Genomic DNA, 23,723 nt, shown 5'->3' on the forward strand with positions numbered 1-23,723 from the left:
GTCAGGTGGCGGGCGTGTCCTCGTGCTCGTCCTCGTGCTCGATCATCGGGGACACCGGCCAGTCGGCCGGGTAGTCCGGGGCGAACTCCTCGGCCTCGCCGAACAGGCGCTTGCGGTACTTGCGGGACACGCGGTCGCCGAACACCGTGCCCTGCGTGTGGTCGGTCTCGTGCTGGAGGCAGCGGGCCAGCAGGCCGTTGCCCTCGAAGCTGACCGGCTCGCCGTGCTGGTCGACGCCGGTGACCTTCGCGAAGTCGGGCCGGGCGCACTTGGTGAACGCGCCGGGCAGCGACAGGCAGCCCTCGTCGCCCTCGTCCAGGTTGCGGTCCTTGCCCTCCGGCAGCTCGAGGGTGGGGTTGCACACGACGCCCTGCACCCGGTTGCCCTCTTTGTCGGGGCAGTCGAACACGAACAGCTGCAGGTCGACGCCGACCTGGTTCGCGGCCAGGCCCACGCCTTCGGCAGCGCTCATCGTCGCGACCATGTCGGCGACGAGCGTCTGCAGCTCGTCCCCGAAGTCGGTGACAGGCTTGTTGACCCGATGCATGACGTCCGCACCCCAACGGGTGATAGGCCGCACCGAACCGTTCCCAGGCAACGTAGACATGCCGAAAAGTTTAGGGCAGCCGGGTGGCCGCAGCTGACGGCCACCCGGCGCAGACTTACTTGGCGTTGACCTCGTCCCGCCAGCTGACCCACTCGCGGAGCAGGCCGAGGTCGTAGTCGGGGCCGGAGGCGTGCACGGTGAACAGCCGGGTGCCGACGTCGAGCAGCTGCTTGCCGACGTCCTCCGGCCGCTTGTCGCCGACGCCCACCGAACGCTCGATCTCGCCCGGGTCGCGGCCGATCGTCTTGCAGTGCTCGTCCAGGACCGCGTGCTTGTGCGCGATCGTCTCGGCGTCACCGAAGCCGTGCCAGATGTTCGCGTGCTGCGCGACCAGCTTCAGCGTCTTCTTCTCGCCGCCGCCGCCGATCAGCACCGGGATGTCCCGGGTCGGCTTCGGGTTGAGCTTCTCCCAGCGCGCCTCGATCCGCGGCAGCGCCTCGCCGAGCGCGTCCAGCCGGCCGCCCGCCGTACCGAACTCGTAGCCGTACTCGTCGTAGTCCTTCTCGAACCAGCCGGAGCCGATGCCGAAGATCAGCCGGCCCTCGCTGATGTGGTCGACCGTGCGCGCCATGTCGGCGAGCAGGTCGGGATTGCGATAGGAGTTACAGGTGACCAGGGCGCCGATCTCGACCCGCTCGGTCGCCTCGGCCCAGGCGGCGAGCATGGTCCAGCACTCGAAGTGCAGGCCCTCGGGCTCACCGCTGAGCGGGTAGAAGTGGTCCCAGTTGAACGCGACGTCGATGCCGATCTCCTCGGCCGCGGCGACGGTACGCCGGATGTCGGCGTACTGCGCGTGCTGGGGCTGGACCTGCAGACCGATCCGTACCGGGAAGGCGCCGTACGGACGGTCGGTGGACTCGGAAGCTGTCATGGTGAAGATCCTATCCGCCGTTACGGAGGACCCTCCGGATAGGTCCGGAACAAGGGAGGTACGGCGAGATGCCCGACGCTGGATCTGAGCACGAGGCCGATGTCGACGAGTTCGCGCGGCTGTTCACGCGGTTCCTGGAGCGGATGCAGCCACGCGGGCCGCGGAGCAGCCGCGAGAGCCTGCGGGACCGGCTCCGGGCGCATCTCGGCGTCGATCCCGAGCAGGTGCCGGTGGTGTCGTCGAGCTTCCCGCCGTACGACTTGCCGAACGTGCAGCGGGCGGTCGAGGCGTGGTTCGACTCGTTCGAGGTGATCGGGCTGGCGGGGTCGAACCGCGGTCATCATTCGCTCGGTGAGCTGCTGGAGCTGGCGGAGTACGACCGGTTCGGGATCGGCGCGGTCGACTACCAGCGGCTGCAGATCGATGTCGACGAGGAGATGGACTGCGTCGCGTTCGGGTTCTACCTCGGGGTGCGGGGCGAGGACCGGTACGTCGCCTTGCTGCGGGCGGCGAACCCGCAGTACGGGCGGTCGAGCGTGGACCTCGAGATCCTCGCGGTGGAGAAGGCGGCCGGCGACCGGTTCCTCGGGGCGCTGCCGGAGCTGATCCGGGAGCACAACGTATTCCGGGGCAAGGTGGTGTCGTTCGAGGGGCACGAGTTCGGGCAGGGCGTCGGGCCGTTCCGGTTGCACCCGCGGCCGGGGATCACGCGGGCGGACGTCGTACTGCCGGCGGGCGTGCTCGAACGGATCGAGCGGGAGGTCGTCGGGATCGCCGCGCACCGCGAGACGCTGCTGGCCGCGGGGCAGCACCTGCGGCGGGGCGTGCTGCTGTACGGCCCGCCCGGGACCGGGAAGACCCATACCATACGGTATGTCCTGTCGCAGTTGCCGGAGTTCACGGTCGTGCTGCTGGCGGGGACGAGCATCCATTTCATCTCCCAGGCGTGTGCGCTGGCGCGGATGCTGCAGCCGGCTCTCGTCGTACTCGAGGACTGTGACCTGGTGGCCGAGGCGCGGGACTACACCCATGGTTCGGAGAACCCGCTGCTGTTCCAGGTGCTGAACGAGATGGACGGGCTGGCGCAGGACGCCGATGTTGCGTTCCTGCTGACCACGAACCGGGCGGACCTGCTGGAGCCGGCGCTGATGCAGCGGCCGGGGCGGGTGGACATGGCCGTTGAGGTGCCGCTGCCGGACGCCGAGGGGCGGGCGCGACTGCTGCGGCTGTACGGGCCGGCGCTGGAACTGCCGACCGAACTGGTGGACGAGATCGTCGACCAGACGGCGGGTACGACGGCGTCGTTCATGAAGGAGCTGGTACGCCGGACGGTGCTGCTCGCTGCGGAGGCGGGGGAGGCGCCAGGAGCGGATCATCTCCGGGCCGCCGTCGCGGAGCTGCTGTCGTCGCGCGACGCGCTGACCCGTCGCCTGCTCGGCGCGACAGGCGACGATCTGCACGGCGACCAGGCGGCGTCCGATGAGCCGCCGGGACCAGGGGCGGGACCAGCGCCGGGGCTGGCCGGACCGGGGGCGGGGCCCGGTGTGCTGCCGAGGGGCGGGCCGGTGCCTGGGATCTACCGGGGATGATCAGCTGAAGTAGGCCGCCAGGTGGTTGAGCATGGTGGCGACGCCGGGCTTGATCGGGACCTCCTGTTCGTCGGTCAGGCCGACGCTGCGGTAGTCGAGCCGGGTCTTCCCGTCAGGCAACCCTGACAGGTCGACGGTGATCTCTTCCGCGGGGTCGTCGAAGTACAGGACCAGGTGACGCGGGAGGTCCAGGTCGCCGTACCGGAGGGTGAACGGGACCTCGACATCACCCTCGCCGACGAAGACCGCCGAGATCAGGCCGCCCGGCCGGACGTCGAGCGTTGCGCGGTCGGACGGTGTGGTGAACCCTTCGGCCAGGAACCACGCGGCGAACGGCTCGGCCTCGGTGAACGCGCGGACGACCTCGGCGGGCGGCGCATCGACGACTTGCTGCAACGTGAACATGATCGGAACCTCCAGAATCGGTTGGTTCCAACACAGTGCCTGGAGGCGTTTACGGTTTGCTTTCGGTCGGGAGCTGGTCGGCGTAAACGGCGGCCCAGTCGCCGAGCGCGCGGATCGGGACCAGCAGGTCCTTGCCGGCGGTCGTCAGCGAGTACTCGACGCGCGGCGGCGCCTCAGTCGAGACAGAACTCGTTGCCCTCGACGTCCTGCATGTTCTGGCACGACTCGTTGACGCCGTCGTACCGCAGCAGCTGCCCACGGACCGCGCCGAGCGCTTCCAGCCGGACGCATTCGGCCTCGAGGACCGCCAGCCGCGCCTCACGCACGAGCCCGGTGCCGACCCGGACGTCGAGGTGCACCCGGTTCTTCACGACCTTGCCCTCGGGGACGCGCTGGAAGAACAACCGCGGGCCGACCCCGGTCGGGTCGATGCAGGCGAACGCCGCACCCTGACTCTCGGCCGGCAGCGACCGATCGAACTCGCCCCAGCTGGCGAACCCCTCCGGCGGCGGCGGTACGACGTACCCCAGCACCTCGCACCAGAAGCGAGCGACGCGCTCGGGATCCGCGCAGTCGAAGGTGACCTGGAACTGCTTGACGGCTGCCATCGGGCCAGCATAGACACCAGATGGTGCGCATCGGACTGGCTACGGTCGGTCCATGCGAATAGGAACACTGGGCAACGGTCTGATGGCCGAAGCGCTCGCCGGGCAATGGGTCAAGGCAGGCCACGACGTGATGATCGGCGGCCGCGATCCGGAGCGGGCCGCGGAGGTGGCCAAGCGAATCGGTGCGGTGGCGGGATCGTTGGTGGAGGCTGCGTCGTACGGCGAGGTGGTGCTGCTCGCCGTACCGGCCGATGACGGTGTGGAGGTCGTCGCGGAGCTGGTGCGGGACATCGGGTGTGTGCCGGTGGCCGCGGGCGGTTCGGTACGAGCGAAGTTGCTAGAGGCAACGGCCGCGCTGGCGATCGGCATCTGGGTCGGCGGGGGAGACGTACGCGGCATGTTCCCGCCGCTGGCTGCGGCCTTCGGCGCTGTGCGTCCCGGCTAGTTTGCGGCGAAGAGCTGGTTGAGCTCGGCCTGGGGGATCTGGTCGGCGGCGAAGGTGATCGTGCCCTTCGTCGCCAGCTCCTCCGCGCTCCGGCGGACGAACCCGAGCGCCGCCCGCGCGATACTTCCGCCGAGGCTGATCCGGGTCACTCCGACGGACTGGAGGTCGGCGACGGTGAGCGTCGACGTACCAAGGCCGATCACCACGTTGAGCGGTCCGTCGATCTCCTGCACCAGCGTGCGGATCGCGTCCAGGTCGTTCACCCCGGGCACGTACAGGCAGTCGGCGCCCGCCGTACGGAATCGGTTGGCGCGATCGATCGAGTCCGCCAGCGATGTCGGCGTACGCAGCAACTGACCGTCGGTCCGCGCCGTCAGGACGAAGTCCGGGCCCGCTGCCTCCCGCGCGGCGACGATCCGCTCGACCGCGAGCTCGACGTCGTACAGCTCCCGCCCGTCGTAGTCCTCGATGTTCCCGCCGGCCAGCCCGGCCTCGCGGGCCAGCGTGATCGTCTCCGCGACCCGCGCCGGCTCAGCGCCGTACCCGTCCTCGAGATCCCCGTTCACCGGTACGGCGCTCGCCGCCGCGATCTCGCGGACCCGCTCGAACATCGCCTCCCGCGAGACCGCCGGCGCACCGTCGGGCAGGGTGTGATCGCCCTTCGCCATCGAGAACGCGATCCCCGCACTGGTGGTCGCGATCGCCGGGAACCCGGCCGCCGCGAGGATCACCGCGCTCCCGGCGTCCCAGGCGTTCGGCATCACGAAACGATCTGCGTGCAGCTCGCGAAACGTCATGCCCCGAGTCTGTCACCCCGGCTCTTCGGCCCACACCGAACCATCAAGCCTAGGTCAGCTTCGACGCTGCGGCTTCGTCCAGCAGCCACAGGGTGCGGTTCCGCCCCTTCGGCCGGGCGGCTGGGACATCTCCTTCGGCCAGCGCCGTCGCGACCGCGTCGGCCTTGTCGTCGCCGGAGACGACGAACCAGACCTCACGGGAGCGGTCCAACGCCGGGAGCGTGAGCGAGACCCGGGTCGGCGGCGGCTTGGGGGAGTCGTGCACCGCGACCGCCGACACGTCGGTGACCGCGAGCTGCGGGTAGCCCGGGAACAACGACGCGACGTGCCCGTCCGGCCCGACACCCAGCATCAGGACGTCGAACGCCGGTACGGCGCGACGCTTCTCGTCGTTCAACGCCGAGATGGTGGCAGCGAGTTCAGTGGCGTACGCGTCGGCGGCTGCTTCGGCCGATTGCCCGGTGTCGGCGGGCATCGGGTGGACGCGAGCGGGGTCGACGTCGACGTGGGCGAGGAGGGCGTCGCGAGCCTGGGTCTCGTTGCGCTCGGGGTTGCCAGGCGGCAGGAACCGCTCGTCGCCCCACCAGAACTCGACCCGCTGCCAGTCGACCTCCACGCGGGCCGGCGACTCCGCGACCGCCCGGTAGATCCGCGCGGCCACGCGGCCACCGGTGAGCACGACCTCCGCGACGCCGCCGGTGCTCTGGGCATCGGTGATCGCCGTGATCATCCGGGCCGCGACCGAGAACGCCAGATCGTCGGCATCGCGATGAATCAGCAGTTCCGGATCGACCGTCATCGCTTCACCGCCGCCTTCTTCGCCACCGTCTTCTTGGCCACACTCTTCTTCGCCGCAGACTTCTTCGCCGGGGCCTTCTGAGCGGTCTTCTGGGCGGCCTTCTTCTGGGCGGTCTTGCCGGCAACGACCTTCTTGGCCGCGGCCTTCTTCGCGGCCGGCTGCTTCTGCGCGGCGACGACGTTCTTGCCCGCCGCGGTGACCTTCGCCGCCGTCGACTTCCGGTCCACCGCGTCGACCTTCTTGGCTTCCGCCGGCATGCTGTCCCGCTCGACCATGCACGCGAGCGTCTTCGCGTACACGTCGTCCGGGTCGAGCCGCCGCAGCTCTTCGCTGAGCAGCTCCGACGTCGTACGACGCTTCAACGCCACCGGCCGATCCGGCTGCCCGGGCACACTGAACGTCGCGATCGCACCGTCCGGCCGCGTCAGCGCGATCGGCCCCGACGGCGTGAACAGCCGCACGGACGTCACCCCCGGACCCTTCGAATTCCGTTGCTCGACCGGCACCTTGAGCCGCGACTGCAGCCACGCCGCCATCAGGTCGGCGCTCGGGTTCCCCTTGGCTGCCGCGACCTCGGCCCCGGTCACCTTCGTCGGGTACTGGTCGAGGGCCGCGGCCATCAGCGCCCGCCACGGCGTCAACCGCGTCCACCCGAAGTCGGTGTCGCCAGGCTTGTAGCCCTCGGCCCGCGCGGTGAAGTCCACCGACGCCCGGCGCGTTGCGGCCGCATCCGTCACCCGACGGCGACCGAGCCGGCCCAGCGGGTCGTCGGCCGGGACCTTCGGCCCGCCACCCGGCCACCAGACGATGACGGGGGAGTCGGGCAGCAGCAGCGGCGTGATCACGGACTCCGGCACCTTGGCCAGCTCACCGTGCAGCCGCAGCAGCACCGCCTCACCCGGGATGCCCTCGCCGACCCGCACCTCGGCGTCCAGCCCGGACGGTCCGCGGCCGGGCCGCAGGATCGCGACCAGGACCCGGGACGGGTGCTCGCGACCGGCCTCGTTCGCGGCCTTCATCGCGTCGTGGTGCGACGCCTCGTCGACGACGACCACGATCGTGCCGACCATGCCCATGGCCGGCGATCCCGCGTGCCGGCGGGCCTTCAGCAGCGCCGAGGCGATCTCGCTCGACGTCGTGTCGGTCAGGTCGATGATCATGGCCGCCTCCAGGCACGTCCGTCGCGGGCGAGCATCTCGTGCGCCGAGTCAGGACCCCAATGGCCGGACGGGTACTGCTCCGGCTTGCCGTGGCGGGCCCAGTAGTCCAGCACCGGGTCGAGGATCTTCCAGCCGAGCTCGACCTCGGTGTGCTGCGGGAACAGCGGCGGATCGCCGAGCAGTACGTCGAGGATCAGCCGCTCGTACGCCTCGGGGGACGACTCGGTGAACGAACCGCCGTACTGGAAGTCCATGTTCACGTCGCGGATCTCCATCGTCGTCCCGGGCACCTTGGCGCCGAAGCGGATGGTGATGCCCTCGTCCGGCTGGATCCGCAGTACGAGCGCGTTCTGGCCGAGCTCTTCGGTCTCGGTCTTGGTGAACGGCAGGTGCGGCGCGCGCTTGAACATCACCGCGACCTCGGTCACCCGCCGGCCGAGCCGCTTGCCGGTCCGCAGGTAGAACGGCACGCCCGCCCAGCGACGCGTGTCGACGTCGACCCGCAGTGCAGCGAACGTCTCCGTCGCCGACGAGGCCGGAATGCCGTCCTCCTGCAGGTAGCCCTTGACCTTGACGCCACCTGCCCAGCCGGAGGCGTACTGACCGCGGGCACTGTGCAGATCCAGGCGCTCCGGCAGCTGGACGGCGTTGAGCACCTTCTTCTTCTCCTGGCGCAACGACCAGGCATCGAAGCTGACCGGCTCCTCCATCGCGACCAGCGCGAGCAGTTGGAGCAGGTGGTTCTGGATCACGTCGCGGGCGGCGCCGATACCGTCGTAGTACCCGGCGCGGCCGCCGATGCCGATGTCCTCGGCCATCGTGATCTGCACGTGGTCGACGAAGTTGCTGTTCCAGATCGGCTCGAACATCTCGTTCGCGAACCGCAGCGCCAGGATGTTCTGGACCGTTTCCTTGCCCAGGTAGTGGTCGATCCGGAACACCGCCTCGGGCGGGAACACGGACTCGACCACGCGGTTCAGCTCACGGGCGCTCTTCAGGTCGTGGCCGAACGGCTTCTCGATCACGACCCGCCGCCACGAGCCCGGCTTCTCGTCGGTCAGCCCGTGCTCGGACAGCTGCCGCACGACCTCCGGGAACAGCCCCGGCGGGATCGACAGGTAGAACGCGTGGTTGCCGCCCGTACCGCGGGTGACGTCCAGCTCGTCGACCGTCTCGCGCAGCCGCTCGAACGCCACATCGTCGGTCAGGTCGCCCGGCACGAACCGGAAGCCCTCGGAGAGCTGCTGCCAGACCTCCTCGCGGAAGGGGGTCCGGGCGTGCTCCTTCACCGAGTCGTGCACGATCTGGGCGAAGTCCTGGTTGGTGTAGTCGCGACGAGCGAATCCGACCAGCGCGAAACCCGGGGGCAGCAGCCCCCGGTTCGCCAGGTCGTAGACCGCCGGCATCAGCTTCTTGCGGGCCAGGTCGCCGGTGACACCGAAGATCACCAGGCTGCACGGACCGGCGATCCGCGGCAGCCGCCGGTCCTGCGGGTCCCGCAACGGATTCACCGGGCCGGCCGGCTCTTCGTCGAGCTCAGCGGTCATGTGCCGTATCCCTCCGAGATGTGGAGCTACGTGAACAGGGCTCTACTTGAACAGGGACAGGAGTTGCTTCAGGCCGCTCGCCACGTCCGTGAGGTGGAGCCGCAGCACCGGACGGCCGCGGTCCGCCAGCACGTTCGCGTCACCGGCGGCCTGCGCCGTGATCAGCGTGCCGAAGCTGAACGGACGGTCGGGGATCTCCACGTCCTGCGGGTGCGCACCGGTGATCTGCAGGTACACGCCCTCCGGGTGTCCACCCTTGTGGTACTGCCCGGTCGAGTGCAGGAAGCGCGGACCCCAGCCGAAGGTCACCGGGCGACCGGTCTTGGTCGCCAGCGCCGGACGTACGCCGATCAGCTCGGCGTCCCGCTCGGAGTCCAGGTATGCCATGACAGCGACGTACCCCTTCGAGTCGAGCTTGCCCAGCAGCGCGTCCACCGCGCCCTGCAGCGAGTCCACACCGTCCAGCAGGCCCTCGGAGCCACGAACCTCGACAACGCCCTCGGTGAAGGCGGCCGCCTCCGGCTCCGGCTGTGCGTCGAGCAGACCGCGCGCAGCCTTCTTCGCGCTCTCCACGTCCGGCTGGTCGAACGGGTTGATGCCGAGCAGGTAGCCGGCCACTGCCGTCGCCGTCTCCCACAGCAGCATCTGACCGCCGAGCGAGCCCGACGTCAGCGCCGTCGGGACGCCGCTGGTCGCCTTCTCGGCGAGCAGCGCGTTGGTCAGGTCCTCAGCCTCGCTGCGCAGCTCCGGCGCGCCGACCTCGACCGCGACCGGCAGTACGCCGGTGCCGTTCTTGCCGGTGCTCTCCGCGATCAGCTGCTCGGCCCAGTCCGGGAAGCCGACGATGTCCGACCCGTCGGCGGTGATGATCGCCTTGTCCCGGCCGGCACTCGCCGCGAGCACGGCACCCAGCCAGAGCGCGGGGTTGTCCGTCGAGTCGGCCTGCAGCTCCGGCGCCGCCTCGGCCGCCTGGTCGAGCAGCTCGGCGATGTCGGCGCCGGCCAGACCGGACGGCACCAGGCCGAAGGCCGTGAGCGCGCTGTAGCGGCCGCCGACGTTCGGGTCGGCCAGGAACGTCTTGCGGTAGCCCTCGTCCGCCGACAGCTTCTCGAACGGCGAACCCGGGTCCGTCACCACGACGACCCGCGACGCGGCGTCGATGCCCGCGTCCTCGAACGCCTTGACGAACGTCCGCCGGTGGCTGTCCGTCTCGACCGTGCCGCCGGACTTGCTGGACACCACGATCACGGTTTTCGACAGGTCCCCGGCCAGGGCGCGGGCGACCACGCTCGGGTCGGTCGAGTCCAGGACGACGAGCTCCACGCCCGCCGTACGCGTGATGACCTCCGGCGCCAGCGACGAACCGCCCATACCGGACAGGACGATCCGGTCCAGGCCCTCGGACCGCAGGTCGGCCTGCAGGGCCTCGATCTCGGCCAGCAGCGGCCGGGAGGTGTCGTGCAGGTCGACCCAGCCGAGCCGGATCGAGGCCTCGTGCTCAGCTTCCGGGCCCCAGATCGTCGCGTCCTTCGCGGCGATCCGGGACGCGATCTTCTCGGCGACCAGCTTGCCGACGACCTCGGCCCAGTCGCCGTTGGCGGTGCCGACCTTCGGAGCGCTCACTTGGCCGCACCCTTCAGCGCCGCGGTCACGGTGTCCTGCAGCTCGGACCAGGAGGCGTCGAACTTCGCCACGCCCTCGTCCTCCAGCAGCTGGACGACCTCGTCGTAGGAGATGCCCAGCTTCTCCAGGTCGTCGATCACCTTGCGGTCGCCGGCGTAGTCGCCGCGGACCGTGTCACCGGTGATCTCGCTGTGCTCCTCGACCGCCTTGATGGTTGCCTCGGGCATCGTGTTGACGACGCCCTTGGTGACCAGGTTGTCGACGTACAGGGTGGGGGAGTACGACGGGTCCTTGGTGCCGGTCGACGCCCACAGCGGCCGCTGCGGCTTGGCGCCGGCGGTCTCGAGCTCGCGCCAGCGGTCGGTGTCGAAGATCTCCTCGTACGCCTCGAACGCGAGCCGCGCGTTGGCGATCGCGGCCTTGCCCTTGAGCGCCTTCGCCGCGTCGGTGCCGATCGCGTCCAGCCGCTTGTCCACCTCGGTGTCCACCCGGCTGACGAAGAACGACGCGACGCTGGCCATCTTGGTCACGTCGTGGCCGTTCTCCACGGCCTGCTCCAGGCCGGACAGGAACGCCTCCGCGACCGCCTTGTAGCGCTCCAGCGAGAAGATCAGCGTCACGTTCACGCTGATCCCGGCGGCCAGCGTCTGGGTGATCGCCGGCAGACCCTCCTTGGTGGCGGGGATCTTCACGAAGACGTTGTCCCGGCCGACGATGTCCCACAGCAGCTTGGCCTGCTCGACGGTCTTCGCGGTGTCGTGAGCGAGCGTCGGCTCGACCTCGATCGACACCCGGCCGTCCTGGCCCTCGGAGTCGTCGTACGCCGGCTTGAACACGTCGGCGGCGTCGCGGACGTCGTCGGTGGTGATGACCCGGATCGCCTCGTCGGTGGAGACGCCCTGCGAAGCCAGGTGGGCCACCTTCTCGGCGTACGCGTCGGCGTCCGAGATGGCCTTGGCGAAGATGGTCGGGTTCGTGGTCACGCCGACCACGTGCTTGTCCTCGATCAGCGCCTGCAGGCTGCCGCTGGCCAGCCGCTCACGGGACAGGTCGTCGAGCCAGATGGAGACACCCGCGTCGGCGAGTGCTTTCAAGCGATCGTTCATGGGTCCGATGCCTTCTTCCGGAATGTTCTGTTGTGGGTGTCTTCAGTTGGCGATGCGCGCGTCGGCCGGTCCGACCGGACCGGAGGCGGCGCGTCCGGGCGGCACACCCGGACCGGTGATCTGCGCGGCGGCGGCGATGCTGTCCTTGGCGGCTTCGACGACCGCGTCGGTCGTGATGCCGAACTCGTCGTACAGCGTCTGGTACGCCGCGGACGCGCCGTAGTGCTCCAGGCTCACGGACCGGCCGGAGTCGCCGACGATGTCGTGCCAGCTCTGCGCGATCCCGGCCTCGACCGAGACCCGGGCCCGGACGCCCGCCGGGATGACCGACTCGCGGTACGCGTCGTCCTGCTCGTCGAACCACTCACGCGAGACCATCGAGACCACGCGGGCGTTGATGCCCTCCTCGGCCAGCTTGGCCCTGGCCTCGACGGCCAGCTGGACCTCGGAGCCGGTGCCGATCAGGACAACGTCCGGCGTGCCTTCGGTGTCGAGCAGCACGTACGCGCCCTTGTGCACGTTCTCCGTCGTCGCGTAGCCGTCCGTCCCGCGCGGGAACGTCGGCACGTTCTGCCGGGTCAGGACCAGGCCGGCCGGGCGGTCGGTGTGCTCGAGGATCGTGGCCCAGGCGGCCGCGGTCTCGTTCGCGTCGCCGGGGCGGACGACGTCCAGGCCCGGGATCGCCCGCAGCGCGGAGAGGTGCTCGATCGGCTGGTGCGTCGGACCGTCCTCACCGAGGCCGATCGAGTCGTGCGTCCAGACGTACGTCACCGGCAGCTGCATCAGCGCGGCCAGCCGGACCGACGGGCGCATGTAGTCGGAGAAGACCAGGAACGTGCCGCCGTACGGGCGGGTCAGCCCGTGCAGGGCGATGCCGTTCAGCACCGAGCCCATCGCGTGCTCGCGGATGCCGAAGTGCAGCACCCGGCCGTACTCGTCGCCGGAGAACTCCTTGGTCGCGTACTCCGGCGGGATGAACGACGGCTGGCCCTTCGGGGTGGTGTTGTTCGAGCCGGCGAGGTCGGCCGAACCGCCCCACAGCTCGGGCAGCTCCGGCGCAAGGTTGGTCAGCACGTCGCCGGAGGCGGCGCGGGTGGCGACACCCTTGGCGTCGGCGTCCCAGCTCGGCAGCGCGTCCTTCCAGCCGGCCGGCAGCTCCCGCTTCGACAGCCGGTCGAGCAGCGCGGCCCGCTCCGGGTTCGCCGCCTTCCACTCGTCGAACTTGCCGGTCCACTCGGCCTCGAGGGCCTTGCCGCGGTCCAGCGCCGCGCGGGTGTGCGCGATCACGTCGTCGGCGACCTGGAACGACTGCTCCGGGTCCCAGCCGAGGACCTTCTTGGTGGCGGCGACCTCGTCGGCGCCGAGCGCGGAGCCGTGGATCTTGCCGGTGTTCTGCTTGTTCGGGGCCGGCCAGCCGATGATCGTGTGCAGCCGGATGAAGCTCGGCTTGTCGGTGACCGCGCGGGCCGCCTCGAGCGCGTCGTACAGCGCCTGGACGTCCTCGTGGTAGCCGGTGCCACCCTGGGTCCAGTCGACGTCCTGGACGTGCCAGCCGTAGGCCGCGTAGCGGGCGGCGACGTCCTCGGACAGCGCGATGTCGGTGTTGTCCTCGATCGAGATCTTGTTCGCGTCGTAGATCAGCGTCAGGTTGCCGAGCTTCTGGTGGCCGGCCAGCGAGGACGCCTCGGAGGCGACGCCTTCCTCGATGTCACCGTCGGACGCGATCACGTAGATCTGGTGGTCGAACAGGCTCTCGCCCTTGGCCGCGTCCGGGTCGAGCAGGCCGCGCTCGCGGCGGGCCGCCATCGCCATACCGACCGCGTTGCCGATGCCCTGACCCAGCGGGCCGGTGGTGGTCTCGACGCCGTCGGTGTGCCGGTACTCCGGGTGGCCCGGGGTCTTGCTGCCCCAGGTCCGCAGCGCCTTCAGGTCGTCCAGCTCGAGGCCGAAGCCGGCCAGGTAGAGCTGGATGTACAGCGTCAGGCTGGAGTGGCCGGCGGAGAGCACGAACCGGTCCCGGCCGGCCCAGTGCGTGTCGGCCGGGTTGTGCCGCATCACCTTCTGGAACAGCAGGTACGCCGCCGGCGCCAGGCTCATCGCCGTACCGGGGTGTCCGTTGCCGACCTTCTCGACCGCGTCCATCGCGAGCACCCGCACGGTGTCGACCGCGCGCTGGTCGAGCTCGGTCCATTCAAGCTTGGTGCTGGTCTTCTCCGTCACGCCGGCGGCGCTCCTCTCGATGGTGTCCTGCTGGTACGCACTCGGGATGAGCCTACTGCGGAGGACTGCCCGTGTTGCGCACTACTCGACTGTTTGTCAACCGTTCGGCATCTTCCGCTGTTCCCCGACGTCTGCGAGGTCACACCGTGCGCGTTCCCGGCGCGTGCCGGGCGTGGACCGGGCTCATCGGAGGGGGGTGCGAGAACCCTCCTACGGGGCGTCGTAGACTGCTGAATCGTCAGCGCCGGGACTCCGGCGTCAACCCACTTTGTTCGAGGTGTTCGTGACGGCCGTCGACCCGCGTCCCGCCGCGACGACGTCGTACCCGACGCCGCTGCCGGACGCTACTGCTGTGGTGAGTCCGTCGGTGCGCGACGTGGTGAAGGCGTACGTCGGTCTGACCAAGCCGCGCATCATCGAGCTGCTGCTGATCACCACCGTGCCGGTGATGTTCCTGGCTGCCGGGGGAGTGCCCGGGCTCGAGGTTGTCGTGGCCACCCTGATCGGCGGCATCCTGGCCTCCGGCAGCGCGAACACGATCAACTGCGTGCTCGACCGCGACATCGACGAGCAGATGCGCCGGACCCGGCGCCGCCCGTTGCCGCGGCACGCGGTCAGCCCGCGCTCGGCGACGGTCTTCGGCGTCGTGCTCGGGGTGCTGGCCACCCTGGAGCTCGGGTTCTTCGTCAACTGGCTGTCGTCCGGCCTCGCGCTCGCGGCGAACCTGTTCTACGTCTTCGGCTACACGATGGTGCTGAAGCGCCGGACGGTGCAGAACATCGTCTGGGGCGGCATCGCCGGCTGCTTCCCGACCCTGATCGGCTGGACCGCGGTCACCGGCAAGCTGGCCTGGACGCCGGTCGTGCTGTTCCTGGTGGTGTTCTTCTGGACGCCGCCGCACACCTGGTCGCTGGCGATGCGGTACCGCGAGGACTACGCATCCGTCGACGTGCCGATGCTGCCGGTGGTTGCCACGCCGGTCGCGACGGCGCGGCAGATCATGGCGTACTCCGTGGTCATGGTGATCACGTCGATCGCGCTCTGGCCGGTCGCGGGCACCGGTTTCGTCTACCCGGTCGCCTCGATCGTGCTCGGTTTCGTCTTCCTCCGCGAGGCTCGCCGGTTGTTGCTTCGGGCCCACACCGGCGCCGACGGCGCTGCGCTGCGGCCGATGCGGCTGTTCCACTTCTCGAACATCTACCTGGCTCTGCTGTTCATCGCTGCGGCCGTCGATCCGCTCCTGCACTGAGCGTCGCCCGCCGGGCGCTCGGAGTTTTCCCGTTGACCATTTCGTGACGTCATGTTGCGATGGGGTCGCCTGTGGAGGGGGTTCCACGCCTGGGGAGGCGCCACAGCAGGGGGAATCGCATGGGGGTACGAACACGTATTGCCGCGCTCGCGGCACTCGCGCTGGCCGGTTCGGTTCTGGTCGCCGGGCAGGCTGACGCCGGCGGCAACCATTCCAGTCTGAAGCCGCTGGCGACCGGTTTGAACGGGCCACGCGGCGTTGCGACGTACGGGCACAAGGTCATCTACAGCGTGACCGACGGGTCGGTGTACGTGACCGACGGCCACAAGTCGGTGAAGCTCGGCACGGTGCCGGGCTCGGGCGGGTTCCCGCCCGCGATCGACACGAACAAGTGGGGCACGACGTACGCGCTGACCGGTGCGGGCGGCGAGCCGGGACAGCCACCGGTGCCGGGCAGTACGACGCTGTACCGGCTGCGGTACGGGAAGGCGCCGATCAAGGTCGCCGACATCGGGGCGTACCAGAAGAAGGACCCGGACCCGTACGACCAGGAGAACAACCCGACGGACTCGAACCCGTTCGGCGTCGCCGCGCTCAGCGACGGCACCGTCCTGGTCTCGGATGCGGCAGGCAACGACCTGCTCCGGGTCTGGCCGAACGGTCACATCAAGACGGTGGCCCGGCTCAAGCCCCGCACCGTCAAGGTCCCGTCCGGTCTGCCCGCCACCGACCCGGACGGCAACCCGCTGCCGCCCGCGGGCACGCCGATCCTCGCCGAGGCTGTCGCCACGTCGGTGACCGTCGGTTCGGACGGCTACTGGTACGTCGGTGAGCTCCGCGGCTTCCCGGCGACGCCGGGGACGTCGCAGATCTGGCGGATCAAGCCGGGCTCGGTGGGCGCGACCTGTGACCCGCTGAAGCCGGCCAAGGGCAACTGCCAGCGGTACGCCGACGGCTACACATCGATCGTCGACCTGGCCGGCGGACCGCACGGCACGCTCGCGGTCGTCGAGCTGGACAAGGCGAGCTGGTTGAAGTTCGAGCTGAGCGGCCCGACGCACGGTGGGCTGTTCCTGCAATACCCGGGCAAGAACCACCGCGCCGGCTACAAGCGGGAACTGGTGAAGGATCAGTTGACGCTGCCAGGCGGCACAGCCTTCGACCGTTGGGGCGGCCTCTACGTCTCCGCCCCGGTCTTCGGCCCAGGCGCCGTCTACAAGGTGCGCTACTGAGGCACGGCGCGGGACGCCCGTTTCAGGTCGCGGGCGTCCCGCGCTCGCCGGAGGTCCCGGCATCCCGACCAGAACAGTGAGGCCCCGGCTCCCCGACGGCAAGCGGGTACCGCTGTGGACTTGATCTGCCGGTCAGCGAGAGAGCGTGAGATTCGCTCAGAAGGGTGGTGGGTCGGCACTCGGTGGGCTTGACCGCACTCGAACGCCTGACGACCGCGCCTCCGTTGACGCGATCGGTCCGCGGGCGGGTGCGACGGTGGTGTAGCGGTGACCGGTGGGCGCGGTGAGCGTGACGGAGCCGTCGGGATGAGCTGTGGTTTTCCATCCCCAGGCTTTGGTGTCCTTGATCACGTGGTGGTACTCGCAGTACGGCACGAGTCCAGTCAGGCTGGTCTGCCCGGATTGCGCGAACGGGGTTGCATGGTCGCGGTCGCATTCGCGAGACGCACGGGTGCAGCCGGGCCAGGCGCAGACCGGATGGTGGGCGAGCAGGGTCTCACTGACGAGGCTGCCAGGATCGTGCCGGGTGGTGGAAGCCTCTAGGACGGCACCGTCGGCGGGGTCGGTCAGGAGACGTCTCCAGGTGCCGTCGGCGGCGATGCGGCGGGCCATTTCGGCGGGGACGGGGCCGTAGCCGGCAAGTTCGCAGGGGTCATCGTCAACCCCGAGCAGAGTGGTGATCGGGATCAGGACCTCGATGTGAGGACGCCGTCGGTGCTGGTCGGGTAGTCGGCGGCCGAGCCAGTCCAGTCCGTTGTGCAGCATGTGGTCGAACAGGTCCGTGATGACGTCGGCCCGCCGTTGCTCCGCGTTCGGCAATTCGGCTCTCGGTGGTTCCCCCGGGCGCTCGCCTTCCATCGGTCCACCCGGCCGTGCGCCTGCCTGGTCGCCTTCCACAGTTGGGGAAGCGGGGGCCGGCCCGGTGTCGGTGTCGCTGTCCGGGGTGCTTCGCTTGGCGAGGTCGGCCATGGCTTGGATGACGATCCACATTTGCTGGATCTTGTCGGCGGTGTGGACGACCCAGAGCCCGGCCATGCCGTCGGGTAGCGGCACGATCTTGCAGGTGCGGTCCCCGAGGGCCTCGCGGTGACGGTCCGCCTCGTCCTCGGAGCGGTGTTTGGCGACCTGGGTGCGCAGGGATTTGCGCAGGTTGTTGTGAGTCTGTCCGGGGGCGCGGCGCAGTACATGTGCCTCGACGGCCTGGGCGGCGTCGGGTGCGAGAGGACGGGTGGCCTCGGAGATCGCGAGTGCTTTGGAGAACGTCAGGGCACCGCAGCGCAGCGCTGCATGGGTCGACGGCAGAGTGCCGGTCAGGTGGAGTGCGGTGTCGATGTGGCTGGCCGCCGTGTCCTTGGACAGGTGCAGGGCGGCGCCGATCTCGGCGGCCCAGGAGCGTTCGGGATCGATCGGGCGGCCCGAGGTGTCGATCTGACTTGGGCGGGGGATGTCGGTCGCCTGCGCCTTGCGCTGGCGCACGAACGACGCGATGGCAGCGGTCTTGATCGCTGCCGCCCAGGCCTCCATCCGGGACGCGGCCTTCATCGCTTCGATCAAGGCGATCGGCGACTCGCACGATGGCCGCAGCTCCTCCAATGCCGCAGTCAACTCCGCGCCTGGGCGCAGGAAGACCCAGGCCGGCGCCTTCAGACGCAGCATCTCCCGCTCGGCTTCGTCTTGTTCGACCCCGGCCCACTCCTCCCACTCCAGCGCGTCGACCCGCGACATCGGCGGCAGTTCGTCGTACAGGTCCTCCTCAGACAGGAATCGCGGACCATCCGCACAATCCGGATCGTCAGGGTCGAGGAGGTCATCTGGTGAGACCAGCGCGCCGGTGGCCTCAACCGCGGCCGTCTTGGCCGATAGCTCCGTGGTCATCCGGGCGACAACCTCGAGCGTGAGCCAAGCCGGCCACTGATCCTGCACCACGCCGCGCAGGCCGCCCACGCCGGTGCTGGGGAATGTGGTGCTGGAGCGCGGCGCAGAAGCCACACCGGCGAGCTGCTGCCCGTCGATGTATGGATCGCTCACCATCACACTCAGGCTCTGTATTAGAACATATGTTCCCATAAGCTCCCAATTCGGGAGGTTGTGTGATGTCCTGTCTCAGGACATCGGTGGCGGTTCTGCCTCAGGACATCGGTGACGTTGGATGTGTCAGGACATCGGTGACGGTTTCAGGGGTCTGGCGTGGTGCACGGGGTGGCCGTTTACCCGCGTAGGTCACTCCGGGCGCAGCCGCGTCGGCCGCTGGCACTCGTATCGCTATGTGGTCCAGACTCAGCACTCATGACAGTGCATCAGCCGCCCGAGGAGCCCAAGACCGAGCTCATCGACAAGCTGCTTGCAGGGGCACTGAGCTCGCTCCCCGTAGCGGGTGGGGCGGCAGGGGCCTGGTACGTGTACCTCATGGAGGGCCCGTACAACCGGCGCCTGGCGGAGTGGAGAGCGCGTATCACCGGCGTGGTGAACCAGCTCGTGCTGAAGGTTGAACGCCTCCTGGACAACGAGGTCTTCCTCGACGCCTTCATCAATCCACTCGGATCGCCCAGACGACACATCAGCAGGAGAAGCTCGGAGCGCTGAGGAATGCTCTGGAGAACTCGGTTGCGTCGGATTCACCAGATGCAGATGAGCAAGCTCGGTTCTTCAGGCTCGTTGATCAGTTCTCAGCGCGCCACATTCTTTTGCTCCGCTGGGCAGAGGAGCACCCCGGGGTCCGCGATCCAGAGGGCTCTGAACCGAACATCCGTTTTCATGATGAGCAACGCCCGAATGCGGCCGGTATTTGGGGTATCCTCTCCCCGTTCTGGATGGCCACGACGATCTGCGCACGCTTCTCATGAATGACCTAGCGAGCACCAATCTTGTCGATGCTCTAGCAGGCTTCCCACGAGCGATCGATCTCGACGACAAGTACTTCGTCGGCCAGGTGACACCCCTGGGCAGCAGGTTCCTGAAATTCATCTCGAGAAGCGACGAGCAAGATTCCCGCGATATCGGCTAGAGCACCGAATTCGGTCCTGCGGTGAGGATTCGGTCGGGAAGTCGCCGCGCGGAAGTCAGCTGGCGAGCAGACTCGACACCTCAATCGGCGGAGCGACCCGACCAGCCCTTGACCACACGACCCCCCGACATACCCCAGTCACTTACTGTGTGTTGGGAAAGCCGCTGCTGCGTAAAGTAATGAAATGGCAAGAGCACACACAGGCAAGATGCCGAATGACCAGGTTCTGCGCTGGGCGGCCGACGCGGTTGGCGGGACGAGCGTCGTTTCGTCCGAGGGACTGACCCGCGGCGGGCACCGCCCTTCGGGCACGTTCCGCCTGGGAATCGAAGGACCGGCGGCCCGGACCAGGGACGTGATCTTGAAGGTCCCTGTCCGGGGATGGATCGCCGCCGCGTGGGTGATCACGAACGCACGCGCGCTTCAGCTGGCCGAGGCTCATGGCCTGGCCGCGCCGCGGCTGATCGCTGCGGATCTCGACGGGAAGGCGAGCGGAACCGTCGCCACCCTGGAGACCTTCCTGCCCGGCAGCGCCGGTCTCTCGCCGACGGTTTCGGTCGCCCGGCTCCGCGAAGCGGGAGCGGCCCTTGCCAGGGTCCACGCCTTCAGGCTGGTTCCGCAGGCCCACCTGCCATACCGGCCCCGGCCGTGCGCCGTCGACGACCGCGCCGATGAACGCTGGCGGGGCCTGATGCCGACCACACCTTTGCTGCAGCAGGCCGACGAGCGGGTCAGGTCGCACGGGATGCCGGCAGTCGCGTCGGTGTTCGTGCATGGTGACGCCTGGGGCGGCAACATGCTGTGGGAGGGTGACCGTTGCGTTGCGCTGATCGACTGGAATACGGCCGGGGCTGGTAATCCGGGCGTCGATCTCGGCAGCCTGCGGATGCAGATGACCCTTCAGTACGGCCAGGACGCGCCGTCCCATGTGTTGGAGGGCTGGGAGCGGCAGGCGGGCCGGGAGGCAGTCGGCGTGCCCTACTGGGATGCCGTGGCCGCGCTGAACACGCCGACAGTGATGGACGGTTGGGCGGGATTCGCCGACGACGGTAGCCTCCTGGGCGCCGCTGCCGTCACCGAAAGGCGCGACGCTTTCCTTCGCACCGCTCTCAGTCAGTGGTCATAAAGTGGTCGCGCGTGCCGAAATCGACGCTGCTCTCCACTTGGGGCCTGTTAGCCCGTTCCTAACCGCGAGCGCCCAGCGTCCGTGCTCGTTCTTCGGCACCGACACAGTCGACCCAGCCAGTGCCTCACTGGCACCACCGACTCACCGAAGTGTCACCACCGACAACCCCGATACTGTCACCGAAGTCCTGAGGCAGAACCGTCACCGATGTCCTGCGACATTACACGGGAGGTTGTGTGATGTGTCATGTCTCAGGACATCGGTGACGAATCTATAGCAGGACATCGGTGACGCTTCCGGGGCGCTTGGTGGTGACACTTCTTCGGCCCGGCGTGCAAGGCATGTCCTTCCGGATCTGCCGATGTGCGGGCGATCCGCAATACCCACGATGATGGGCATATGTGGGTTCGGCTGATGAACTGGATGGTCGTGCCGACGAGTACGCCCGTGCGGCGATCCCTGGCAGTATCGGCGCCGTGAGTGACGCTGCCCGGTTGCCAGTCCTGCTCGATGACATGGAACGACGCTTTCTACGGGCCGCCTTGCTGGACTGGGGCGGCCCCGCGCAGCCCACGGATGAACTCGCCGTCGCCATGGGCTTCACAAGCGCCGACAGCCTGTCGAGCGAGGCCTGGGCGCTTTGGAAGCGGATCGAAGCAGGCCAGACGATGACAGCAGACGACTGGAGACGAGTCCTGCTATCAGTCGAGATCGTGTTTGCGAGCGATGTCGTCGGCTCCGGCCTCGACTGGCGGATCACGTCCGGCATCTCAGACGCGGAGTCCGTCGGCCTTCTCCGAGGGCTTCAGCGTAAGTTGCCCAGATGGCGCGGCAGCGTGCAGTTCACAGTGCAGGAGAGCGGCAGCGTCGATATCACGGACCCCGAACGCCCCGATCTCTAACGCACTGGCATGCCGCTGAGCGAGCGCGTCCGGGTCAGGCCGAGCAGATGCCTTGGTTGGCCATGAGTGTCACCGATGTCTTGAGAGATCGAGTGTCATTCTGCGTCAGGACGTCGATGAGGTTTCAGTGGTCTTGTCGTAGCCGCAGGGCTCAGTTCTCGATGTGCTGTGATGACAGGTTGCGTGGAGTCAAGTCGGCCTGGCGGACTGTGCGGCAGTCGTCGTTGAAGACGATGTCGGCATCCAGGTGTTCGTCGTTGAGGACGCGTTGAAGCCAATAGCCTGCGTCGTCCCACATCTGATCGAAGGGCAACTCCTCGGCGGAGTGCCATTCGGGAGCGATTTCGTCCGACTCTTTCGGCTCTCCTTGCCAGGTCTCGCCGATGAAGACGGTGACGCGCTGGTCCCATCTCGGGCGGGCGGGGAAGCGAAAGACGACAGTGGCGCGCTCGGTTAGATCTGACTCAGCGACCGTCAGGTACGCCTCCTCGGCCACCTCTCGAGCGGCGGCGGTTCGAGGGGTCTCTCCAGGATCGACGTGACCACCGAGGCCGACGATGTTTCCGGCCCCGAAGCCGTCCTTCTTCCGTCCAGCAGCACGTCGGTGACTGCGCCATCAGGGTTGCGCGTGACCAGGAAGCACAGACACATCGGGCTCCAACCGTCGACAACATCCCAGAGAGAACGACCTTCAGTCAGGTCGCGGGCGTCCCGCGTTCGCCGTACACGGCTGTGACGAGGGCGATCAGGAGCCCGGCCAGGAACATGTGCACGAGGACGACGCCCCACGGCAGGCCGGTGAAGTACTGCGTGAAGCCGACGGCGCCCTGCAGTACTTCGATCGCGAGCAGCCAGGCGGCCAGCTTGCGCAGCGTGCGCGAGGTCGCGGTCACCCGGGTCGCGATCACCAAGGCGATCGTGATGCCGAGCAGCCCGAACACCACGTCCGCATGCAGCTGGCTGACGATCTCCGGGTCGAAGCCGTTGCGCCCAGTCTCCGGGTCGCCCGAGTGCGGCCCGGCGCCGGTGACAATGGTGCCGAGGGCAACGGTCAGCCAGACCGCCGCCACCGCGGCGGTTGCGAGGGCGCGAACCACCGGGGGAGTGTGCGGGTACGGGCTGGTGCGCGACCGGCGCATCATCGCAACGGTCAGTGTGATGATGATCGGCGAGACCAGGAAGTGCGCCGAGACGATCCATGGGTTCAGCCCGGTCAGGACGCTGATCCCGCCGATCACCGCCTGCAGCGGGACGCCCAGGGCCGCGGCCGTCGCCAGCCGGCGCAGGTCGTGGCGGATCGGGCGGTACCGCATCACGACCAGCCAGGTGCAGATCGCGACCACGCCGACGACGAACCCGAGCATCCGGTTCGTGAACTCGATCGCGCCGTGGTAGCCGAGCGCAGCGTGCGGCACGTACGAATCGTCCGTGCACGACGGCCAGGTCGGGCAGCCGAGGCCGGAACCGGTCAGGCGGACCAGTCCGCCGGTCACCACGATGCCGATGTTGACCGCCACCGAGGCCCAGCCCCAGCGCCGGACCACGTCCAGGCTCGGCTCGGGCACGAGTCGCCAGAATCGGCTGACTTGTTCGGCTTCTCTAGGCGGGGGCTCCGTCGTCATCACCGGCACACTCTAAAGCTCAGTCCCAGCGGAAGGTCCGGGACACCAGGTATCCGAGCACTCCGGCCCACAGCGCCAGGGACAAAGCGGCCGCCCAAGGGATCACACCTTCGATGGTCGAGTTCGCCAGCCCGTTGGCCAGGGCGGCGCTCGGCAGCAGGCGTACGACGCTCTGCATGCCGGACGGGTACTCGTCGACCGGTGTCATGATCGCTCCACCGACCAACAGCATGAGATACAGCAGATTCGCCGCGGCCAGCGTCGCCTCTGCCCGCAGTACGCCGGCCATCAGCAGACCGAGCGACGCGAAGGCCGCGGTGCCGCACAGGACCGTGAGGATGACGCCGAGAACAGCTTGGACTCCACCTACCGGCTTCCAGCCCAGGGCGAACCCGGTGCCGATCAGAACCGCGAGCTGGATCAGCTGGACGATCAGGACGGCGCCGATCTTGCCGGCCAGCAGTCCGGTGCGGGACAGCGGGGACGCGCCGAGCCGTTTGATCACGCCGTAGCGGCGCTCGAAACCGGTCGCGATGGCTAGTGAGGTGAAGGACGAGGAGAGGACCGCCAAGGCGAGCACCCGCGGCACCGCCTGGTCGATCGGCCGGCCGTCGCCGAGCGGCAGGCGGTCGCCGAGCCCGGTCGCGCCGAGCAGCAGCAGGATGCCGAGCGGGATCACGAGCGCCAGCAGCAACTGCTCGCCGTTGCGGAGGAGCAGCTTGAACTCCATCCGCGAGTGCGCCAGAACCTTCCGCGGCCACGGTGCGCTTCCCGGCTGCGGTGCGTAGCCGGTCATGGGGCCTCCCGTCCT

23 protein-coding genes are annotated in these 23,723 nt (G+C 68.8%); 7 read left to right on the top strand and 16 right to left on the bottom strand.

Annotation, left to right across the window (positions count from 1 at the left end):
- Position 1 precedes the first annotated feature (1 nt).
- Together def and OHA18_RS33320 are read right to left on the bottom strand one after the other, a co-directional pair.
- Positions 2–607, bottom strand: a complete 606-nt coding sequence (gene def / locus OHA18_RS33315; RefSeq protein ID WP_328999319.1) for a peptide deformylase — start codon at positions 605–607, stop codon at positions 2–4.
- Between the two features lie 55 nt (positions 608–662).
- Positions 663–1,478: an LLM class F420-dependent oxidoreductase gene (locus OHA18_RS33320; protein WP_328999320.1), complete on the bottom strand. Its 816-nt coding sequence runs from the start codon at positions 1,476–1,478 to the stop codon at positions 663–665.
- Positions 1,479–1,546: 68 nt separating this feature from the next.
- Here OHA18_RS33320 and OHA18_RS33325 point away from each other — a divergent pair, with 68 nt between their 5' ends.
- Positions 1,547–3,067: an ATP-binding protein gene (locus OHA18_RS33325; protein ID WP_328999321.1), complete on the top strand. Its 1,521-nt coding sequence runs from the start codon at positions 1,547–1,549 to the stop codon at positions 3,065–3,067.
- Here the strand turns inward: OHA18_RS33325 and OHA18_RS33330 are convergent, their stop codons facing one another.
- The 3 genes from OHA18_RS33330 to OHA18_RS33340 are packed head-to-tail and all read right to left on the bottom strand — an operon-like array spanning position 3,068 to position 4,080.
- Positions 3,068–3,472 carry an SRPBCC family protein gene (locus OHA18_RS33330; protein ID WP_328999322.1) on the bottom strand — a complete coding sequence of 135 codons (405 nt, stop codon included), beginning with the start codon at positions 3,470–3,472 and terminating at the stop codon, positions 3,068–3,070.
- A 49-nt stretch (positions 3,473–3,521) separates the two neighbouring features.
- Positions 3,522–3,731, bottom strand: a complete 210-nt coding sequence (locus OHA18_RS33335) for a winged helix-turn-helix transcriptional regulator (protein ID WP_328999323.1) — start codon at positions 3,729–3,731, stop codon at positions 3,522–3,524.
- Positions 3,646–4,080: a VOC family protein gene (locus OHA18_RS33340; RefSeq protein WP_328999324.1), complete on the bottom strand. Its 435-nt coding sequence runs from the start codon at positions 4,078–4,080 to the stop codon at positions 3,646–3,648. The genes OHA18_RS33335 and OHA18_RS33340 overlap by 86 nt, the downstream gene beginning before the upstream one ends.
- A 52-nt stretch (positions 4,081–4,132) precedes the next feature.
- Between OHA18_RS33340 and OHA18_RS33345 the strand changes: the two genes are divergently transcribed.
- Entirely contained in the window at positions 4,133–4,525 is a 393-nt protein-coding gene (locus OHA18_RS33345) for an NAD(P)-binding domain-containing protein (RefSeq protein ID WP_328999325.1), read from the top strand.
- Here the strand turns inward: OHA18_RS33345 and OHA18_RS33350 are convergent.
- From OHA18_RS33350 to tkt, 7 genes are read right to left on the bottom strand one after another with little or no spacing between them, the layout of a single operon-like run.
- Complete coding sequence (locus tag OHA18_RS33350; protein ID WP_328999326.1) at positions 4,522–5,322, bottom strand: isocitrate lyase/PEP mutase family protein; 801 nt, start codon at positions 5,320–5,322, stop codon at positions 4,522–4,524. The genes OHA18_RS33345 and OHA18_RS33350 overlap by 4 nt on opposite strands.
- Before the next feature lie 49 nt (positions 5,323–5,371).
- Positions 5,372–6,121: a 6-phosphogluconolactonase gene (gene pgl, locus OHA18_RS33355; RefSeq protein ID WP_328999327.1), complete on the bottom strand. Its 750-nt coding sequence runs from the start codon at positions 6,119–6,121 to the stop codon at positions 5,372–5,374.
- Positions 6,118–7,281 carry a glucose-6-phosphate dehydrogenase assembly protein OpcA gene (locus tag OHA18_RS33360; protein ID WP_328999328.1) on the bottom strand — a complete coding sequence of 388 codons (1,164 nt, stop codon included), beginning with the start codon at positions 7,279–7,281 and terminating at the stop codon, positions 6,118–6,120. The genes pgl and OHA18_RS33360 overlap by 4 nt, the downstream gene beginning before the upstream one ends.
- Positions 7,278–8,828: a glucose-6-phosphate dehydrogenase gene (gene zwf / locus OHA18_RS33365; protein ID WP_328999329.1), complete on the bottom strand. Its 1,551-nt coding sequence runs from the start codon at positions 8,826–8,828 to the stop codon at positions 7,278–7,280. Before zwf ends, OHA18_RS33360 begins: the two co-directional genes overlap by 4 nt.
- Before the next feature lie 42 nt (positions 8,829–8,870).
- Positions 8,871–10,451 (bottom strand): glucose-6-phosphate isomerase, encoded by a 1,581-nt coding sequence (locus tag OHA18_RS33370; RefSeq protein WP_328999330.1) that lies wholly within the window; start codon positions 10,449–10,451, stop codon positions 8,871–8,873.
- Positions 10,448–11,557 carry a transaldolase gene (gene tal, locus OHA18_RS33375; RefSeq protein ID WP_328999331.1) on the bottom strand — a complete coding sequence of 370 codons (1,110 nt, stop codon included), beginning with the start codon at positions 11,555–11,557 and terminating at the stop codon, positions 10,448–10,450. Before tal ends, OHA18_RS33370 begins: the two co-directional genes overlap by 4 nt.
- 42 nt (positions 11,558–11,599) lie before the next feature.
- Complete coding sequence (gene tkt, locus OHA18_RS33380) at positions 11,600–13,777, bottom strand: transketolase (RefSeq protein ID WP_328999332.1); 2,178 nt, start codon at positions 13,775–13,777, stop codon at positions 11,600–11,602.
- A 283-nt stretch (positions 13,778–14,060) separates the two neighbouring features.
- On the opposite strand from tkt, the gene OHA18_RS33385 reads away from it, so the two are divergent.
- Both OHA18_RS33385 and OHA18_RS33390 read left to right on the top strand, forming a co-directional pair.
- Complete coding sequence (locus OHA18_RS33385; protein ID WP_442914431.1) at positions 14,061–15,026, top strand: heme o synthase; 966 nt, start codon at positions 14,061–14,063, stop codon at positions 15,024–15,026.
- 119 nt (positions 15,027–15,145) lie between these two features.
- The gene (locus OHA18_RS33390; RefSeq protein WP_328999334.1) at positions 15,146–16,258 is read left to right on the top strand and encodes a ScyD/ScyE family protein; all 1,113 of its coding nucleotides are present in this window, start codon (positions 15,146–15,148) and stop codon (positions 16,256–16,258) included.
- Positions 16,259–16,414: 156 nt separating this feature from the next.
- On the opposite strand, the gene OHA18_RS33395 is transcribed toward OHA18_RS33390, so the two are convergent.
- Complete coding sequence (locus OHA18_RS33395) at positions 16,415–18,289, bottom strand: HNH endonuclease signature motif containing protein (protein ID WP_328999335.1); 1,875 nt, start codon at positions 18,287–18,289, stop codon at positions 16,415–16,417.
- Positions 18,290–18,544: 255 nt separating this feature from the next.
- Between OHA18_RS33395 and OHA18_RS33400 the strand changes: the two genes are divergently transcribed.
- The 3 genes from OHA18_RS33400 to OHA18_RS33410 all read left to right on the top strand — a co-directional run bounded on the left by OHA18_RS33400 (position 18,545) and on the right by OHA18_RS33410 (position 21,290).
- Positions 18,545–18,841, top strand: coding sequence for a hypothetical protein (locus OHA18_RS33400; protein ID WP_328999336.1), 297 nt, complete (start codon positions 18,545–18,547; stop codon positions 18,839–18,841).
- Positions 18,842–19,446: 605 nt separating this feature from the next.
- Positions 19,447–20,388, top strand: a complete 942-nt coding sequence (locus OHA18_RS33405) for an aminoglycoside phosphotransferase family protein (protein ID WP_328999337.1) — start codon at positions 19,447–19,449, stop codon at positions 20,386–20,388.
- Between the two features lie 401 nt (positions 20,389–20,789).
- Positions 20,790–21,290 (top strand): hypothetical protein, encoded by a 501-nt coding sequence (locus OHA18_RS33410; protein ID WP_328999338.1) that lies wholly within the window; start codon positions 20,790–20,792, stop codon positions 21,288–21,290.
- Between the two features lie 151 nt (positions 21,291–21,441).
- Here the strand turns inward: OHA18_RS33410 and OHA18_RS33415 are convergent, their stop codons facing one another.
- From OHA18_RS33415 to OHA18_RS33425, 3 genes are all read right to left on the bottom strand, one after another.
- Positions 21,442–21,849, bottom strand: a complete 408-nt coding sequence (locus OHA18_RS33415) for an NUDIX domain-containing protein (protein WP_329006181.1) — start codon at positions 21,847–21,849, stop codon at positions 21,442–21,444.
- A 136-nt stretch (positions 21,850–21,985) separates the two neighbouring features.
- Positions 21,986–22,855, bottom strand: a complete 870-nt coding sequence (locus OHA18_RS33420; RefSeq protein WP_328999339.1) for a COX15/CtaA family protein — start codon at positions 22,853–22,855, stop codon at positions 21,986–21,988.
- Between the two features lie 76 nt (positions 22,856–22,931).
- Positions 22,932–23,708 carry an ABC transporter permease gene (locus tag OHA18_RS33425; protein WP_328999340.1) on the bottom strand — a complete coding sequence of 259 codons (777 nt, stop codon included), beginning with the start codon at positions 23,706–23,708 and terminating at the stop codon, positions 22,932–22,934.
- Between the last annotated feature and the right edge of the window lie 15 nt (positions 23,709–23,723).

This window comes from Kribbella sp. NBC_00709 (assembly GCF_036226565.1).
In the GTDB taxonomy this organism is placed as follows: Bacteria; Actinomycetota; Actinomycetes; order Propionibacteriales; family Kribbellaceae; genus Kribbella.

Bases quoted from the DNA above. Each gene is read 5' to 3' on its own strand.
- OHA18_RS33360 (WP_328999328.1), bottom strand. From the start codon at position 7,281: ATGATCATCGACCTGACCGACACGACGTCGAGCGAGATCGCCTCGGCG.
- pgl (WP_328999327.1), bottom strand. From the start codon at position 6,121: ATGACGGTCGATCCGGAACTGCTGATTCATCGCGATGCCGACGATCTG.
- OHA18_RS33340 (WP_328999324.1), bottom strand. From the start codon at position 4,080: ATGGCAGCCGTCAAGCAGTTCCAGGTCACCTTCGACTGCGCGGATCCC.
- OHA18_RS33320 (WP_328999320.1), bottom strand. From the start codon at position 1,478: ATGACAGCTTCCGAGTCCACCGACCGTCCGTACGGCGCCTTCCCGGTA.
- OHA18_RS33390 (WP_328999334.1), top strand. From the start codon at position 15,146: ATGGGGGTACGAACACGTATTGCCGCGCTCGCGGCACTCGCGCTGGCC.
- OHA18_RS33325 (WP_328999321.1), top strand. From the start codon at position 1,547: ATGCCCGACGCTGGATCTGAGCACGAGGCCGATGTCGACGAGTTCGCG.
- zwf (WP_328999329.1), bottom strand. From the start codon at position 8,828: ATGACCGCTGAGCTCGACGAAGAGCCGGCCGGCCCGGTGAATCCGTTG.
- OHA18_RS33345 (WP_328999325.1), top strand. From the start codon at position 4,133: ATGCGAATAGGAACACTGGGCAACGGTCTGATGGCCGAAGCGCTCGCC.
- def (WP_328999319.1), bottom strand. From the start codon at position 607: ATGTCTACGTTGCCTGGGAACGGTTCGGTGCGGCCTATCACCCGTTGG.
- OHA18_RS33330 (WP_328999322.1), bottom strand. From the start codon at position 3,472: ATGTTCACGTTGCAGCAAGTCGTCGATGCGCCGCCCGCCGAGGTCGTC.
- OHA18_RS33425 (WP_328999340.1), bottom strand. From the start codon at position 23,708: ATGACCGGCTACGCACCGCAGCCGGGAAGCGCACCGTGGCCGCGGAAG.
- OHA18_RS33350 (WP_328999326.1), bottom strand. From the start codon at position 5,322: ATGACGTTTCGCGAGCTGCACGCAGATCGTTTCGTGATGCCGAACGCC.
- tal (WP_328999331.1), bottom strand. From the start codon at position 11,557: ATGAACGATCGCTTGAAAGCACTCGCCGACGCGGGTGTCTCCATCTGG.
- OHA18_RS33400 (WP_328999336.1), top strand. From the start codon at position 18,545: ATGACAGTGCATCAGCCGCCCGAGGAGCCCAAGACCGAGCTCATCGAC.
- OHA18_RS33405 (WP_328999337.1), top strand. From the start codon at position 19,447: ATGGCAAGAGCACACACAGGCAAGATGCCGAATGACCAGGTTCTGCGC.
- OHA18_RS33395 (WP_328999335.1), bottom strand. From the start codon at position 18,289: ATGGTGAGCGATCCATACATCGACGGGCAGCAGCTCGCCGGTGTGGCT.